This window comes from Rhodococcoides kyotonense (genome assembly GCF_900188125.1).
In the GTDB taxonomy this organism is placed as follows: Bacteria; Actinomycetota; Actinomycetes; order Mycobacteriales; family Mycobacteriaceae; genus Rhodococcoides; species Rhodococcoides kyotonense.
This window is the reverse complement of sequence record NZ_FZOW01000028.1, coordinates 16,789-33,241: the sequence shown is the minus strand read 5'-3', so window position 1 is coordinate 33,241 and position 16,453 is coordinate 16,789. Positions and strand designations below refer to the sequence as shown.

The following is a 16,453-nucleotide window of genomic DNA, read 5'->3' as shown; positions in this document are numbered from 1 at the left end:
TGGCGTGGTCGAGTGTCGATCCGATGCACTCGGCCACGTCATCGGGGTCGCGACATTGCGTTCACTCGTCGAGCAGCGCCGCCAATTCCCGAAGATCGACCGCTCCGAGGACATCCTCGGGTGCGACGGTGTAGCCCGCGCGTCGTAGCGTGGTCACCAGATCCATGACCGCGAGGCTGTCCAAGCCCTGATCGGCGAGAGGGTCGGTCACAGTGAGCCCAGTCGCTTCCGCGAGAACCTTCTCTGCGACGGTGACCGGTTCTTCTGCAGCACTGCCTGCTACGGCCACGTCCAGTATCGCGGCCACCGCTGCAGTGTCGAGCTTGTCGTTGCGGTTGAGCGGGATCGACTCGACGTGAACGATCCGCGTCGGAATCATGAAGTGCGGCAGACGATGTACGAGCTTCGCTCTGAGCTCGCGTGCGGTCGACGCGGACACGACGAGTGCTGCGAGCCGGGAACGTCCCCGGCGCACGTCGACCACCACCTCGGCGGACCGCACCTCGTCCAACTGCCGGAGGGCTGCCGCGACCTCGCCGAGCTCGACCCGATACCCGTTGATCTTCGCTTGACTGTCTCCGCGGCCGAGGTAAGCGAGACCCGGGCTGGTCCGCAGACCCACGAGATCGCCTGTGCGGTATCGGCGCCGGCCGTTCTCGGCTGCGACGAAGGTGGTGGCGGTGAGTGCAGGCAGTCCCAGGTATCCGCATGCGATCTGCGGGCCGGACAGGTAGAGCTCGCCGACACCGCCGGTGGGCACCGGCCTCAGGCGATGGTCGAGAACCGAGGCCGCCATGCGGTCGAGCGGTACTCCGATGGTGGTGACCTCATGGTCGGCGACGTCCGCCATCAGGGCGTCGACAGTGGCCTCGGTGGGTCCGTAGAAGTTCAGAACCCGTGTGTCCGACAAGCCCTTCAATCGCTGCCAGGTGTCCGCCGAAATTGCCTCACCACCGAGGCCCAGGATTTTCAACGGGCACGTCTCGGATCCGCGTGTGCCTTCGAGAAGGCCTGCTTCCGCGAGACGGAGAAACATCGACGGTGAGAACTCCATGAAGTCGACGGCGTTGTCGATCACGAATGTCAGCAGGCGGGCGGGGTCCGCTCGGTCGTCCTCGGAGACGAGTGCGACGGAGTGACCACTGAGCAGAGCGACGGTCGGTTGCCAGGCCGCATCGAAACCGGTCGACCAGTTGTGACCGACTCGTAGCGGACGTTTCAGCGTGGATTGCGTCGGCCGATACACCTGGCGGTCGTGATGCCGCCACAGTGCGAGCAGTGCCGAGTGCGACGTCGACACGCCTTTCGGTACGCCGGTCGTGCCCGAGGTGAAAATGGTGTAGAACGGTGCAGCCGGATCGGCAGAAGTGGGTAGGGTCACGGCCGGCCCGGAGTCGATCCGGCCCTCGCCATCGGGGGTGACGATTCGAACGGCTGCGTCGATGTGCGGTTCTGCCAGAAGCAATTCGGCACCGGCGATCTCGAGTATCCGGTCGATTCGAGGGGCAGGAGTGGCGGGATCGAGATGAACACAGAATGCGCCTGCGGACGCGATCGCGAACGGGGCGTGAAGTACACGGCGATCCCGTCCCAACGCGACGGCGACGGCATCCCCCGGTCGGACCCCCGCAGCAACGAGGTCCGATGCGAGTGCGTCGACCGCCGCGCCGAATTCGGCGAAGGTCTGTGTCCCGAGACGATCGACGACGGCGATCCCGTCGGGAGTCCGAGCGATCACGTCTCGTAGTACTTCGGGCACCGATCGGTCGATCCGTCCGTCTCCTGCGGGCCCGGTGATCTCGGCACGATCGCCGCCGACTGTGGTGTCGACCGACGCGAGGCTCGTTGCTCGAGTGAGACGTTCGACGACGGCGAGAAATCGCCGCGCAAGAGTGTCCGGTGAGAATCGGTCCAGTAGATCCGGTCGAATCTCGACGCGAACGACGATTTGTTCGTCGACGACGATCGGCATCACGACGATGGGAAAATGGCTGAGAGAATCCACTCGTCCCGTGATCAGGCGAGCAGACCCGGGCAGGTCGACGACGGTATCCACGCCGACCATGGGCATGTTCTCGAACACGAGCAGCGTGTCGAACAGCGCGTCGACGCCCGCGGCACGTGCAATGCGGTTGATGCCGATGTGCTCGTGTCGGCGGAGTAGTGAAATACGTTGTTGTAGAGCACTTCCGGCCACAGTCACCATGTGGTCGTCGACCTGTACGCGTATCGGCATCGTGGCGATCAAGGCGCCGACCATGCGTTCGGCGTTCGGCAACGACGAATCCCGACCGTTCGTCGTCTGAGCGAACACGACGTCGTCCCGTGAGACGAGTGAGGACAGAACTCGTGCCCAGGCCAGTTGGAACACCGTGTTGATCGTCAGACCGTGCCGTCGAGTCCAGGAATGCACTGCAGCGCTGCGCGCGTCGCCGAGTCGTGCTTCACCGGTCACCGGAAGCGCTGCATCGGCCGGCGCGGGCGGTGCCACTGCGGGCATCGATTCGAGGCCCGCGAACTCGCTCGTCCATGCGCGCACGGCTTCGTTGTCGTCCCGCGATGCGATCCAGGCTGCGTGCTCACGGATGAGTGGGGGATCAGGCAGGCTCGCGCCTGCGCCGTGCAGCAACGCCACGAGATCCGAGAAGAGAACAGGCACCGACCACCCATCTACGACGACATGGTGAATGGCGAAGATCAATTCGAAGTCGCGCTCGTCGACGCGGGCAGCGGCCACTCGCGCAAGTGGACCAGCGGCCAGATCGAAGCGACGGGCCCCCTCGGCGAAGTACAGATCGCGAGTCCTGGAGGCGGGATCAGGATCCGACCTGTAATCGATTTCCTCCCAATCGATCCGGGGATCCGAAGGAACCACCAGAACCGGGTGTGGAAGGCCGTCGGCAAGTATCTGTCCGGCGAGGTGCGGGTACCGTGCGACGAGTTGGTCCACTGCGGAATGAACGGAGTCGAGGGACTCGATCCCTTCGATTCGAACCGAGAACGTGACGTTGTACGGGTCGACTCCCGAGGTGCTTGTACTGACGAAGTAGATACTGCGCTGCAGAGGCGACAGGGCGACGATATCGGCGAAATCGGAAGTCATGGTGAGTGCTCCACATGTCGATGTGCGGTAATCGAACGGACTGTCGACGACGCCCGTAGTTAACTTAGCCTATGCTATCCTCTGCGCTCGTACGTGTCGGTCGATCGTGGCGGCACGGCATCGTCGCGGGAGATCCGAAATGTCAGAATCCAGCATTCGAAGTCTGTCGAAAAGGTACGAGGATCAGCGTAGTTCGCGAGTTCCCGGCCAGGGTGCGAGTCGTGTTCCCCTGTCTCTGGCGCAACAGGCAGCCATACGTGCGGAACGGGCGCTCGGGCCGTCGCTCTCCCACGACACCGTCGTGTGGGAGATCGTCCCTGCTCCTGATCGCGAGCGACTGGAGTCGGCGTGCACGCAGGTCCTCGAGAACGTGGAAATACTTCGGACGGTGTATCCGGCAGACCGACGTATGCCGTACCAGAAGGTAGTGGACACACCGGCGCCGTTCATCGAGTACGTGGACGAACCGTACGTGCCGGGGGGAGCTGCCTCGTCGTTCGATCTGGAAACGCAGGTCCCGATCCGCGTCCGAGTCCACCCATCCGCTGTCGGAGCGGTTCTGGAGTTGACGATCCACCGTGTAGCCGGCGACCTGAAATCGGCATTCCTCGTCGCAGAAGCAATTGTGCGAGCGTACAATTCAGACTTCGAGACCGAGCAGGTGGCGCAGTACCGAGACTTTTCCGCCGACCAGATCAAAGCCTCCGCCACCGATGACGCCGATCTCGCGTACTGGGTCGAGAACTTGGCGGGTGTACCGACTCGTTTTCTCGCGCTGGCCGCGACGGCCCGTGCGAGCGAGCATCTTTGGTATCCAATTCCAGGCGGACTGAGCCCTGCTGCGGACGACCCTACGGCATCCGTACTCGCTGCGACTGCCATTGCGCTGCATCGTGAGTGGGGCATCACGGATATCGCGATCGGTGTTCTCGATGCGATCCGTGACGCACGGCACGATGCGGTGGTCGGCCATTTCGCCAATCAGCTTGTCTGCCGCGTGACGCTCGACGGGACCCGAACACCTCGTGAGGTTCTCGCCCTCGCTGCCGATCGCATCGAGAGTGCGCGTACGCACGCTTCGACTCGGATCGAGCGAGTGGGTGTGATGGTGTCCGAAGAGTCTCGGACGCGTGGGACGACGCCGTTCCAGGTGGCCGTGCAGATCGACACGGTCGGCCCGATACCGCTGAACCTGAACGGACATCACGTCGCGTCGGTCGAGCGTCGTACAGGTGTTCCGGCAGGCGTGGATCTCGCTGTCGTCCTTCGATCCGAGGACGACGGGTGGTCTGTGTCGGTGGGAATGACGCCTGCCCTGTGCGGCGTCGACGACATCGCCGGTTTCATGCATCGTCTCGGTGAGGCGATCGGCACGATCGATTCGGACACGGCGATCGGCGTGCTGCCCGAGTCTCCGGCTCGCGCGGCGGCGCGGTTGTCTGTCGTGCACGGTTGTGCGGTCGACCTCGCCCACGTCGAAGCTGTGCTGAACGCGGTCGAGGGGGTGGCGCCCGGCGTGGTGGAGGTGCGCGACTCTGCCGACGGTCCCCGGCTCGACGCCTACGTGACCGGCGACGCGGCCGCCGCCCTTGCCGCGCATGATTCGTTGCGTCACAGGCTTCCTTCGGTGGCCGTACCCGCGACGGTGACAGGGCTGGATCGGCTCCCGCTGACGGCATCCGGTGAGATCGACCGTGAGGCGCTCCTGGAACCGACTGTGGAGCGGCAATCGGGATTCGGGGGGCCGGCTCGGACAGGTACCGAGGAAACGGTCGTGGCCGCACTGCGGGTCGTTCTTTCCCTCGGCGACGACGTGTCGATCGGCCGCGAGGACAGTTTCTTCGGACTAGGAGGAGACAGCCTTGCGGCGCTTCGCCTGGTATCGCAGTTGAAGGACGCGGGATTCGTCGTCGAGCCGCACACGGTGTTCGTCCACCCAGCCGTCGCAGAGCTGGCCGAGCAACTCGACCACCCCACTGTCGAACCGACGACCACGCCGGATGCTGTGGCGCCGATGGCTGCATCCGGTCTCGACGAGGCGGCGCTGGCAGCACTGCGCGCCCGACTTTCGTCTCGGTAAGCCACTGCGCCAACGGATTCGAGTAAAGAGATTCCAAAAAAAGCTACGTGACACACGCAGGGCGAATTAGGTTAGGCTCACTTGGTCTGCCGGGGTTCACAAGAGGAGAAGTCGATGCGATCGTTGGACGCTGTCGAGGCTGCGCTGCGGCTACGACTCCTGACCGAGGGCGTGGTCACGGACGGCGGCGCGGTGCCGAGCCGTTCGAACCCGGAGCGCGCTGTACTGTCTTCGGCTCAACAGGGTGTCTGGACCTACCAGGAACTGGTTCCCGACAGCGTGGTCTACAACCTGTGTCTGGCTCTGACCTTCGACGGGCTCGTCGATGATCTTGCCCTCGAACAGGCCTTCGCGGCGGTCGTCGAACGCCACGAAATACTCCGCACCACATATCATTCCGATGCGGCAGGCAGTCCGTACCAAAGGATCCACGCATCGCTTCCTCATCGATCCACCAGGATCGACGTCGGCGACGGCCCGGATGCGGTGCAACGGTACCGAGACCTCCTCGACGATCTGGTCGCCGAACCGTTCGACTTGGCGGTCGAGTCCTCGCTGCGTCTGACCGTCGCGCGTATGGGCGACGATCGCACTGTTGCGATCGTGCTGATGCAGCACATCGCTTGGGACGGAATGACATTGCAGGCGTTGTCGCGCGACGTGGAGCAGTTCTATCGCCTTGCGCTGGACGGGAAATTGGACGCCGAGCCGTTGGCGCTGCAGGTGGCGGACTTCGCGGAATGGGAGAACGCGGAGTTCGACAAGACCGATCAGACGCCGGCGGTCTCGTTCTGGGAAAACACCTGGCGGTCCGAACTGGACGCGTTGCAGTTGCCGTACGACCGCAGGCCCGCCCACGCGTCGTCCCGGGGTGCACGCCTCGATCGCAGTCTCGATGTCGCTGCCGCAGAGAATCTTCGGGGGCTCAGCACCCGACTGCGCGCGACCCCGTTCGAGGTGTTTCTCGCCGCGTACTACGTGGCATTGCGTCAGATCACCGGTCAGCACGACCTCGTCGTGGGCACCACTGTCGCCAACCGCGAAGCGGCGGGGCAGGAACTGCTGATCGGCAACCTCAGCAACATGGTCGCCCTGCGCTTCGACTCCGACGACAGTCGCACGTTCGCCGATCTGGTCGGTCACGTCCATCAGGTGAAGACGGACGCGTTCCGGCACAAGCACTTCCCGTACGAAGAGGTCGTTCGTATCGCCAAGCGGGTCAATCCCACGGTCGGTAACCAATTGTTCGACACCATGGTGCTCTTTCTCGACCAGAAGATCGACGGCCCAACACTGCCGGGATGCACCACCACGTGGGAACTCGTCGACAACGGTTCGGCGCTGTTGCCGATCGCCGTCGAGGCATTCCTGCTCGCAGATCGTGTCGACGTCCAGATCACGTTCCAGACCGACCTGTTCGGCCCGGAGACCATCGCGCGGTTGCACGAGTACATCGACCAGGTACTCACGCGCGCAACCGCGTCGACGGCGATCGGAGATCTGGCCGCATTGTCGAGTTCCGACTCGGCGCGCGTCGACCGGTGGACGTCGGGCCCTGCCATGGAGATCACTCCGACGACCGTCGATGCCATGACGCGCGAGGCCGCACAGAAGTACCCGGACCGCATCGCCGTCGTTTTCGGTGACGTGCAGCTGACCTACGGGCAGTTCGATTCCGCCGTCAACAAATTCGCACGTGCGCTGCTCGATCGAGGAATACGTCCCGGGGACTTCGTGGCCGTGCACGCCGACCGCAGCGAATGGCTCGCGGTGATCGTGGCAGGCCTGTTGCGAGCAGGCGGGGTCTACGTCCCCATCGACCCCGACTATCCGGCCGATCGCGTCGAGTACATCGTCGACGACGCACGGCCGGCGATAGTGGTCCGACATCTCACGGCAGAACGGACGCCTCCCGCGCTGAACGTACCGGTGCTGGATCTTGCAGACCCCGCGGTCGTCGCCGAGATCGAGGACACCGACGGGGACTCGGTGCGGCAGGACGAACTCGAACGGCAGACCGTTCCGGGCGAGCCGGCGTACTTGATCTACACCTCGGGAACCACCGGCAAGCCCAAGGGCGTCGTGATCGATCACCGGGCGGTCAGCAATCGAGTTCAGTGGATGCGCAATCACTTCGGGATGATCGAGACCGAGCGTGTTCTGCAGAAGACACCCATTGGATTCGACGTGTCGGTGTGCGAGATCATCGCGGCGGTGTCGTCGGGCGCATCGTTGGTTCTGGCGCAACCGGGGTGGTGGTGGATGGACGCCCATGCGCTCACGGACTTCATCGAGAAATACCGAATCACCGTCCTCTCGTTCGTTCCGACGATGCTCAGAGCGTTTCTCGACGCCGGGACGGGTGACGACAGACTGCGGTCGGTGCGCTTCTTGTTCTGTGGTGGAGAAGCGGTGTCGCCCTGGCTGGCGGACGAGGCCGGCCGGGCGTTCGACTGCCCGGTCATCGGTCTCTACGGTCCGAGCGAAGCGACCATGGACATCACGTACGAGGACTTCAGCGGGATCACCGACGACACGCAGTTCCGGTCGTCGCTGATCGGTATTCCGGAGTCGAACTCCAGTGTCTGGGTATTGGATTCGGCGCTTCGCCAGGTACCACAGGGTGTCACCGCCGAACTGTACGTCGGTGGAGTGCAACTGGCGATCGGCTACCACGACCGTCCGGGCCTGACGGCAGGCGCGTTCGTCGCCAATCCGTTCTCGGAGCCCGGTGATCGTATGTACCGCACCGGTGATCTCGTCCGGTGGAGTCCGACCGGACGCCTCGAATTCATCGGACGTGCAGACGACCAGGTGAAGATTCGCGGACACCGCATCGAACTCGGTGAAATCGGAACCGTACTGCGTCAGGTTCCCGGTGTGATGTCCGCTGCGGCGACTGCGATCCCGCGTGACGCCGGTCCGGTTCTGGCCGCGTACTACATCGCGGACACGGGCACCGAGGAGATCACGGACGAGCAGCATGCGGACGACATCAAGAGCTATCTGGCACAGCGACTTCCGAGCTACATGGTGCCGACGATCCTGGTCAAGATGACGTCGCTGCCCTTCACCGCGAACGGCAAGCTCGACCAGAAGGCTTTGCCGATACCCGACTTCGGTGACAAGTCCGGAACCGGGCGTGCGTTGCGAGGCGAGACCGAGCACATCGTCGCCGAGATCGTACGAGCGACCCTCGAAATTCCGGAGGCGACTGTACTGGGTGCCGACGACGACTTCCTCGGTCTCGGTGGCGATTCGATCAGTGCAATCCGGATGGCTGCGGCGCTGAAGAAACGCGGACTCCATGTCACCACGAAAGCACTGTTCGAGGCACGAACCATTGCACTGATCGCCGCGGCCACGGAGCAGAGTGCGGTCGACGACGCGCCGCCGCTCGTCGTCGTCGAGACCGAGACGGGCGAGGTTCCGCTCAATCCCGTTGCGGCGATGCTGATCGACAAGGTTGTCGACTATTCCGGGTACTGTCAAGCGACTGCCGTTGTCACCCCTGCCGATGCAACTGCCGACCGACTCGCCGAGGTCCTCGACAAGTTGGTTGCAGCACATCCAATGCTGTCTGCCTCCGTCGGACGTGGTGCCGACGGGCAAGCCGTGTTCGTGGTACCCGAGGACCCGGTGACAGCTGCCCTCACCGAGGTGGTGCTTCCGCCGGACGGGTCCGTCGAAGACGTTCTGGCGGTGCAGCTTCGCGCGGCCGGTAGCCGAATGAATCCTGGAGTCGGCCACGTCGTCGAGGTCGTGTGGATCAATCGCGGCAACGAGACACCAGGACGGTTGTTGCTGGTGATCCATCATTTGGTGGTCGACGGTGTCTCGTGGCGTGTGATCGGCGACGACCTGCGGCGGTTCTGGTCCGGGGGCGGTGTCGACGAGGTAGTCAGTACGTCGGTGAAGCAATGGAACACGAGTCTCACGGACCTGGCCTTGTCGTCGAGGTTCACCGAACAGATCGACTTCTGGAGTGGACCAGGCGTGCCCGAGCCCACACTTGGAACGCGGCTGTTCGATCCCGCCGTCGACCTGGTCTCGACCGTTCGCGAGGTGACCGTCACCCTCGGTCCCGAGGAGACCGAAGCGCTCACCGACACGGTCCCTCGTGCATTCCGATGCGACTTGGTCGACGTCCAGCTCGCGGCCCTCGTCGTCGCTGTTCGGCGCCATCGTGGGGGCGGAGCACTGTCGGTGAATCTCGAGCGACACGGCCGCGAGGAAGCGCTTTTCTCCGATGCGGATCTGTCCGACACCGTCGGCTGGTTCACGTCGATCTACCCCGTCACCTTCACCGACAGTTCGGTCGACATGGTCGATGCGATCAAGTCGGTCAAGGAGGACCTGCTCGCAGTCCCGGACGCGGGCATCGGATGGGGGTTGTTGCGATGGCTGAACAAGGACACTCGCTCGCTGTTGTCCGAGCGCACCGAACCTCGGGTCAGCTTCAACTACATGGGCCGCTTCGCGCTCGGTGACGAGCAGACTCGTGACTGGGGGCCTGCTCCCGAATTTCCCTACCTCTCCGGGTATGCCGACGAGAACATGCCGTCCGCCGCGATTCTCGACGTCAACACCGTGACGCTTGTCGACGGGGACGAGGCGCGTCTGGAAGCGTCGTTCCGTTTCCCCGAAGGAGTCCTCACAGGTGTCGCCGCCCAGGAAATCGCCGACAGCTGGGTGACGGCACTTCGCGAGATCACGGCCGAACTTCGGCGCGATCCGCAGGAGCACCGGACCCCGAGTGACGTTCTCGCCGAGGGCGTCACGCAGCTGGACCTCGACGGCTGGCAGAAACAGTACGGCGATGTGGTCGACGTATACCCGCTGGCGCCGATGCAGGAGGCGATGTATCTCGCCGGGGTCACCAGTGCCGGCGACGTCTACTCGGTTCAGATGTTGATCGGGGTCCGCGGTGACCTCGATACCCCGAGACTCGTCGAATCCATGAATCTGGTGGCCGATCGGTATCCCAATCTGAGGGTGTCGATCGGCTTGTCCCGTGCCGGCAAGCCAGTCGGCATCGTGCCCGCTCACATCGAACTCGAGGTTCGGGAACTGGATTTCGCGACGGGCGTCGGTGACGTACCGGAAGCCCTCGAACAGTTGCTCGACGAGGACATGGCCCGCCACTTCGACGTCTCTGCCGGCCCGTTGCTTCGAGCGATGGTCGTCCATCTTCCGGATGACGAGCACCTCATGGTGCTGACGGCTCATCACATCATCTCGGATGGATGGTCGGGTCAGCTGATGCCGGGTGAGGTGTTCGTCGACTACGCCACTCGCGTCGGTTCCGATGCGCTGGAACCGTCGACGGCATTCGCCGAGTTCGTGACCCTGATCCGTGATCGTCGCCAGGAAGCCGACCAAGCGTGGGCTCGGTATCTCGCGCCCGTTTCGGAGCCGACCATCGTTGCACCGGAACATAGTTCGGGGGAGATGCCGGTCGATCACGAGTTCGAGATCGCTCCGGACATCGTCGAACGTCTGCGTGCCATCGCCACCGACGGGGCGACGACATTGAGTTCCGTGTGTCAACTCGCCTGGGCGAATGTGTTGCGGCAGTTCACTGGTCAGCGTCGGATCGTGTTCGGTGAAGTCGTGGCAGGTCGCCCGACGGACATCGACGACATCGACAGTGCCGTCGGGTCCTACGCGAACACGGTGCCTCGGGTGTTCGACTTGGTCGACGACCGGTCGTGGCGCGAGCATCTCGACGTGCTGCAGCGTGAGCGCGTGGAACTGATGGAGTACGAGCAGTATTCGATCACCGAAGCGCATCGGGTCACCGGAGTGCGCAGGCTGTTCGACACGATGATCGCGTTCCAGTCCTACCCGTCGGGCCGCGCCGAGATGGAGCGGCTGTTGAACCGGCGTGGACTCGACCTCGTCTCGTTCAGTGCTCGAGGCGAATCCGAGCATGCTCTACGCCTGACCGTGTTTCCCGACGACGGCCTCAGAATCGTGTTGTCCTATGCGGCCACGTCCTTCGACATGTCCGACGTCGAGATCATCGAGTCCGCGTTCGACGGCACGTTGCGGTCGATCGCGGAGCAGCCCGACGCACCGCTCGGCGACGCGGACGTACTCGACGAGAACGACCAGGCGTATCTGACCATGCGCCGTAGCTGGTGACACCCCACTTTTCGTTCGAGGAGATCACATGTCCACCACACTGGGTTGGATAAGGCAGTTCCACACACCCGAATCCCCTTCGGCGCCACCACTGGTGATCTGCCCGCACGCAGGCACGGGGGCGTCGGCGTACCGGGCGTTCTCGGAGCACTTCAGCCGGTACTTCGACGTCGTCGCGCTGCAGTACCCCGGTCGTCAGGACCGTGTCGGTGAACCCGCCGCTGCGTCCGTCGAGGAACTCGCCGAGGAGGCGCTGGCCGAGTTTGCGGAGTCACCTCACAATCGCGGGCAAGGCGTCACCGTATTCGGTCACAGCATGGGTGGAATCGTCGCGTTCGAATTCGTTCGCGCTGCGGAGTCGGCTGGAATTCCCGTCCGCCTTCTTGCGGTGTCGGCGGTGGTTCCGCCCGGTCGACAGGACGAGCAGGCGCCTCACCCGGACGACGAGGACGACATCCTCGATCGACTCGTCGAGCTGGGTGGCACGGGTGCAGAGATATTAGGTAGCCGCGACATCATGCGCATGGCGATCCCTGCACTCAAGGCCGACTACCGCATCATCGACACCTATTCCTGCGCCGACGACGAGACCGTCGATGCACCGGTATCGGCGCTCGGTGGCGACGACGATCCGATCGTCACGGTCGGCGATCTCTATGGGTGGGAGGCACACACCACCGCAGGAGTGTCGGTGTCGCTCTTCGGCGGCGGACACTTCTATCTGAACGACAACATGGAATCCATCGCCGAGTTGCTGGCTTCGCCCGACGGCGTCGACGTGCCGGTGATCTCCCGATGACGTCATCCGAGCGCGGCGCGAGTGTGTATGCCGACGACGACATCGTCGTGGTCGGCATGGCAGTCGAAGCGCCGGGTGGGGTGGAGACGGTGGAGCAGTTCTGGGACGTACTCCGCGATGGACGGGAAACGATCGGACGGTTCCCACGCGATCGGGGATGGCACCTGCAGGGGCTCGCATCGTTGGGAAGATCCGAAGGGTGGCGCACCGTCCCCGATGCCGGTGGATTCCTCGACGAGGCAGCGGATTTCGATCCCCAGTTCTTCGGAATCACACCGCGCGAGGCGATCGCGATGGATCCTCAGCAGCGTGTAGGACTTCGCGTGACGTGGCGCGCACTCGAGAACTCCGGTATCGATCCCGACTCCGTGGACGGCGACGAGATGGGCTGCTTCATGGGAGCCATGATCACCGAGTACGGACCGTCGATGTCGACGATCAACGAGCACAACGGGTATCAGCTTTCCGGAACGTCGCTCAGTGCCGTCGCGGGTCGGATCTCTCACGTCCTCGGTTCTGTCGGGCCGTGTCTTACCGTCGATACGGGATGCGCGGCATCGCTGACCGCAGTGCATCTTGCCTGCAGTTCGATCCGTCTGGGGGAGTGTGACTGGGCAGTGGCCGGGGGTGTGACCGTCATGGGCTCGGAGATGATGTTCGTGGAGTTCGCCAAGAACAACGCGCTGTCGGTCGACGGGCACTGTCGCTCGTACACCGCATCGGCGACCGGGACCGTGTGGTCGGAGGGGGCCGGGGTGGTCGTCCTCGAACGTGTTTCTCGTGCACGAGAATTGGGGCATAGAATTCACGGGTGCATTCGTGGCTCGGCGACCAACCACAACGGGTCGGGTGCCGCGCTCGCCGTTCCACGAGGTGAGTCGCAGGTTCGACTGATCGACCGAACGCTTCGTGCAGCGGGTGTGCGTGCGGACCAGGTCTCGTTGGTCGAGGGGCATGGGACCGGCACCCAGGTGGGTGATCCGATCGAATTGAATGCTCTCGCACGGACTTACGGGTCAGCGGCGATGGCGTCGGATACCCGCGTCGAGCTCGGTTCGTGCAAATCGAACTTCGGCCACACCCAGGCAGCCGCAGGTGTTCTCGGACTCGTCAAGGTGCTCACGTGCGCCGACCGTCGCGAGTTGGTGCCGACGCTCTACGCGGACGACCCGACGGACAAGATCGATTGGGATCGTTCGGGGCTGAGGCTCGTCGACGAGGTGCGGCCCTGGCCTGCGGAGGACGGAACTCGGCACGGCGCGGTATCGGCATTCGGCATCGGCGGCAGCAACGCGCATGTCGTCGTCGCCGTGGGTGACGAGGAGTACGCGCGTGCCTAGCCACATTCTCCCGGATGGATCGGTACCGGTTCTCCTGTCCGCGCACAGTGCCGAACTCCTACGCGGTGAGGCGGAGTCGATTGCGAACTATCTTCGCGCCCAACCGGACACATCGCCGACCGACGTCGCGTCCACACTGTTCCGGACCAGGACTGCAAGGAAACACCGCGCGCTGATCATGGCCACGGACACCGCAACGCTGCGGAGCAGTCTCGAGTCGATCGCCGCGAACACCCCCGATGACGCCGTCGTAGCGGGTGAGCGTCCGGCGGGGACGCGTCGGACAGCATTCGTGTTCCCCGGTCAGGGAAGCCAGCGGTTCGGGATGGGTCAACTGTTCTACGAGTCGTCCGCGCCGTACCGGGACGTCGTCGATGCGTCGGAGAAGCTCCTCGTCGAGGAGTTCGACATCTCGGTGCGCAGCTTCCTGCTCGGTGAAGGTAACGACGACAGCGTACGCATCGTGCAGCCCGCACTCGCGTCGCACATGATCGGAATCGCGCGGATGTGGAATGCCGTCGGGGTGTGCCCCGACGCCACCGTGGGTCACTCGCAGGGCGAGATCGCCGCGGCCTACATCAGTGGAGCGATCACGTGGCAGGACGCGTTGCGTACTGCGGCGATCAGAAGCGAACTCGTAGCGGAGTTTCCGGCGACCGACTACTCGATGGGGTTCCTGGGGATTCGCCGGGACGCGGCAGAAGCGCTCATGGCGCGACGAACGGGGTGGACCGAGCTGACGGTGATCAATTCACCGCACGCGGTATGCGTCGCAGGTGACCGCACGACGGTGAAGGACATCGTGGAGCATGTCAGCGGATCGGGCAGCTTCGCGAAAGAGATCGGCGTGAGCTACCCAGCGCACACGTCCGCGATCGGTCAGGTACGTGAACGGCTGCAGGCCCGGCTGCGAGACGCATGCTCGAGCGCCTTGTTCAGCGAGCCCGACGCGCCGTGCTTCAGCTCGGCGGTCGGCGGCGAAAGGATCACCTCGGACTTCGATCAGAGCGAGTACTGGTACCTCAACCTACGCAACGTCGTTCGATTCGATCTCGCAGCGAAGGCAATGGCCGATTCCGGTATCGACACGTTCGTGGAGATGTCCGATCATCCGGCGCTGCAACTGGCCATCGAGGACACCCTCGGTTCGTCCGACAACCGACTGGTGGTCGGAACCTCACGTCGGACAGCAACCACGCTCACGGAGTTCGCACGTGCGGTCGCCACGGTCGCGGTCCACGACGAGCAGTTCCGATGGGATGCGTTGCGAGATCCGTCGGACACCGAGGTCCGTCTGCCCCTACCGGATTTCCCGAACAGCAGGATGAATCAGAAGCGCTACTGGGCAGATCGTGCGGTGACGCCCGCGCCCGTGCCGGCAGAGGTCGCTTGTCCGGAACGTCTCGTGGAGACGTGGGAACAACTCGGACGACGTCGTCTGACGCGGCCGCAACGAATATCGATCATCGACCACACCGGTCGATGCAGCGAGCTCGCCGCCGAAATGGTGGCGCAGGCGGGGCGGCACGGTGCCACCGCGGTCCTGGCCGACGGGGGCGCCGACGCGTCGGACGTCGACGTGGTGGTCGCGTTGCTGCCTGCGTCGGAGGACATGAACGCCCGTGAAGCAACCGAGGCGCTTGGCCTGCTTCTCGAACGGCACGCCGAGTGGCTGAGACCCGCTGGTGCGCCGAACTTCTGGGTCGTCACCGTCGGCGGTGAGGCTGTGTCGGACGGCGACGTCCCCCACCTGCTGCACAGCGCCGTGGGAATCGCGGCAAGGTCCCTGGGATCCGAACACGTCGGCACCACGTTCCGTCACCTCGACATCGACGACGCTCCCGTGACCCCGAAACGAGCTGCCGCCGTGATCACGGCGCTACACACCGCCGGGGAGGCGGAACTCGCTCTGCGCGAGGGAAAGCTGTACGCGCAACGCCTCGTGGACGAGCCTGCGGACACCGACTTCGGTGACCTGGCCGAGGTGATGATCGTGGGCGGCACCGGAAGTGTGGGACGAGCCGTCGCAGAGCGCCTCGTACGAGAGGGTGCAGGACGGATCACGCTGGTCAACCGTACCGGCGGGTCGTCGGAGATCCCGAACGTGACAGTGGAGGCGTGCGACGTCACCGATCCCGACGCCGTGAATGCGTTCGCGGCGGCACGTGCAGGCCGTCCGATCACGCTCGTCGTGCACGCCGCGGTCGACTACGTCCATGCCACCGCAGGCGACGTCGATCGCGATGCCGTTGCACGGGCGTCGGCGGCCAAGCTCGTCGGGATCGAGACCGTGACGAGTCGTCTCGAGCTTGCTCCTGACTGCCGCGTACTGCTGTGCTCGTCGGTGTCGGCAACGTTCGGTGGGCCAGGGCTGGCGGTGTACGCGTCCACGAACCGAATGCTGGACGCCGTCGCGCACCGAATGCGTTCACGCGGCCTGAACGCGGTATCCGTGCAATGGGGAGTCTGGGCCGACGAGACTCGCACCGACGAGGCTTACCACTCACTGATCGCGAGATCTGCAGACGCCGGGATCCTTTCGATGGCGGCAGAATCGGCGCTGACGGCTGGTTTCACGGCAGGGAGACGTAACTGTCTCGTGGTCTCGGCGGAGTGGTCGACCATCGAATCCGTCTGCGGGATACTCGGCCTTCGATCCCTGCTGCCACGGAAGAGCGAATCCACCGAATCGGCGTCGGCGATCGACACGGTCGGGCACGCAGCGCCGGTCGAGTCCTCGATACCGAATTCGGCGGCGACATCACGCGATCTTCGGTCTCTCCTCGGTCGCATCATGGGCTTCGCCGACGACGATCATCTGGACACAGGTAAAGCGTTGGTTGCTCTCGGTATGGATTCGATTCAGGCACTGGACTTTCACAAGTCCGTGAAGAAGTCGCTCGACCTCGAAATTCCCGTTGCAGCTCTCCTTGCCGGCGCGTCGTTCGATGACGTGACCTCCCTGGTCACCACCTGACTTGTTC

6 protein-coding genes are annotated in these 16,453 nt (G+C 64.2%); 5 read left to right on the top strand and 1 reads right to left on the bottom strand.

Annotated elements, in window-relative coordinates; all coding sequences use genetic code 11:
- Nucleotides 1–61: 61 nt before the first annotated feature.
- Nucleotides 62–3,103, bottom strand: a complete 3,042-nt coding sequence (locus CHB96_RS27455) for an AMP-binding protein (protein WP_089252335.1) — start codon at nt 3,101–3,103, stop codon at nt 62–64.
- Between the two features lie 139 nt (nt 3,104–3,242).
- On the opposite strand from CHB96_RS27455, the gene CHB96_RS27450 reads away from it, so the two are divergent.
- The 5 genes from CHB96_RS27450 (at nt 3,243) to CHB96_RS27430 (ending at nt 16,446) form a co-directional block, all read left to right on the top strand.
- Nucleotides 3,243–5,183 carry a condensation domain-containing protein gene (locus CHB96_RS27450; RefSeq protein WP_089252333.1) on the top strand — a complete coding sequence of 647 codons (1,941 nt, stop codon included), beginning with the start codon at nt 3,243–3,245 and terminating at the stop codon, nt 5,181–5,183.
- Between the two features lie 114 nt (nt 5,184–5,297).
- Nucleotides 5,298–11,330, top strand: a complete 6,033-nt coding sequence (locus CHB96_RS27445) for a non-ribosomal peptide synthetase (protein ID WP_089252331.1) — start codon at nt 5,298–5,300, stop codon at nt 11,328–11,330.
- 28 nt (nt 11,331–11,358) lie between these two features.
- Nucleotides 11,359–12,129 (top strand): thioesterase II family protein, encoded by a 771-nt coding sequence (locus tag CHB96_RS27440; protein WP_089252329.1) that lies wholly within the window; start codon nt 11,359–11,361, stop codon nt 12,127–12,129.
- On the top strand, nt 12,126–13,469 hold the full coding sequence (locus tag CHB96_RS27435) for a beta-ketoacyl [acyl carrier protein] synthase domain-containing protein (protein ID WP_089252327.1): 1,344 nt from the start codon (nt 12,126–12,128) through the stop codon (nt 13,467–13,469). Before CHB96_RS27440 ends, CHB96_RS27435 begins: the two co-directional genes overlap by 4 nt.
- Entirely contained in the window at nt 13,462–16,446 is a 2,985-nt protein-coding gene (locus CHB96_RS27430) for an acyltransferase domain-containing protein (RefSeq protein ID WP_176444531.1), read from the top strand. Before CHB96_RS27435 ends, CHB96_RS27430 begins: the two co-directional genes overlap by 8 nt.
- Nucleotides 16,447–16,453: the final 7 nt, after the last annotated feature.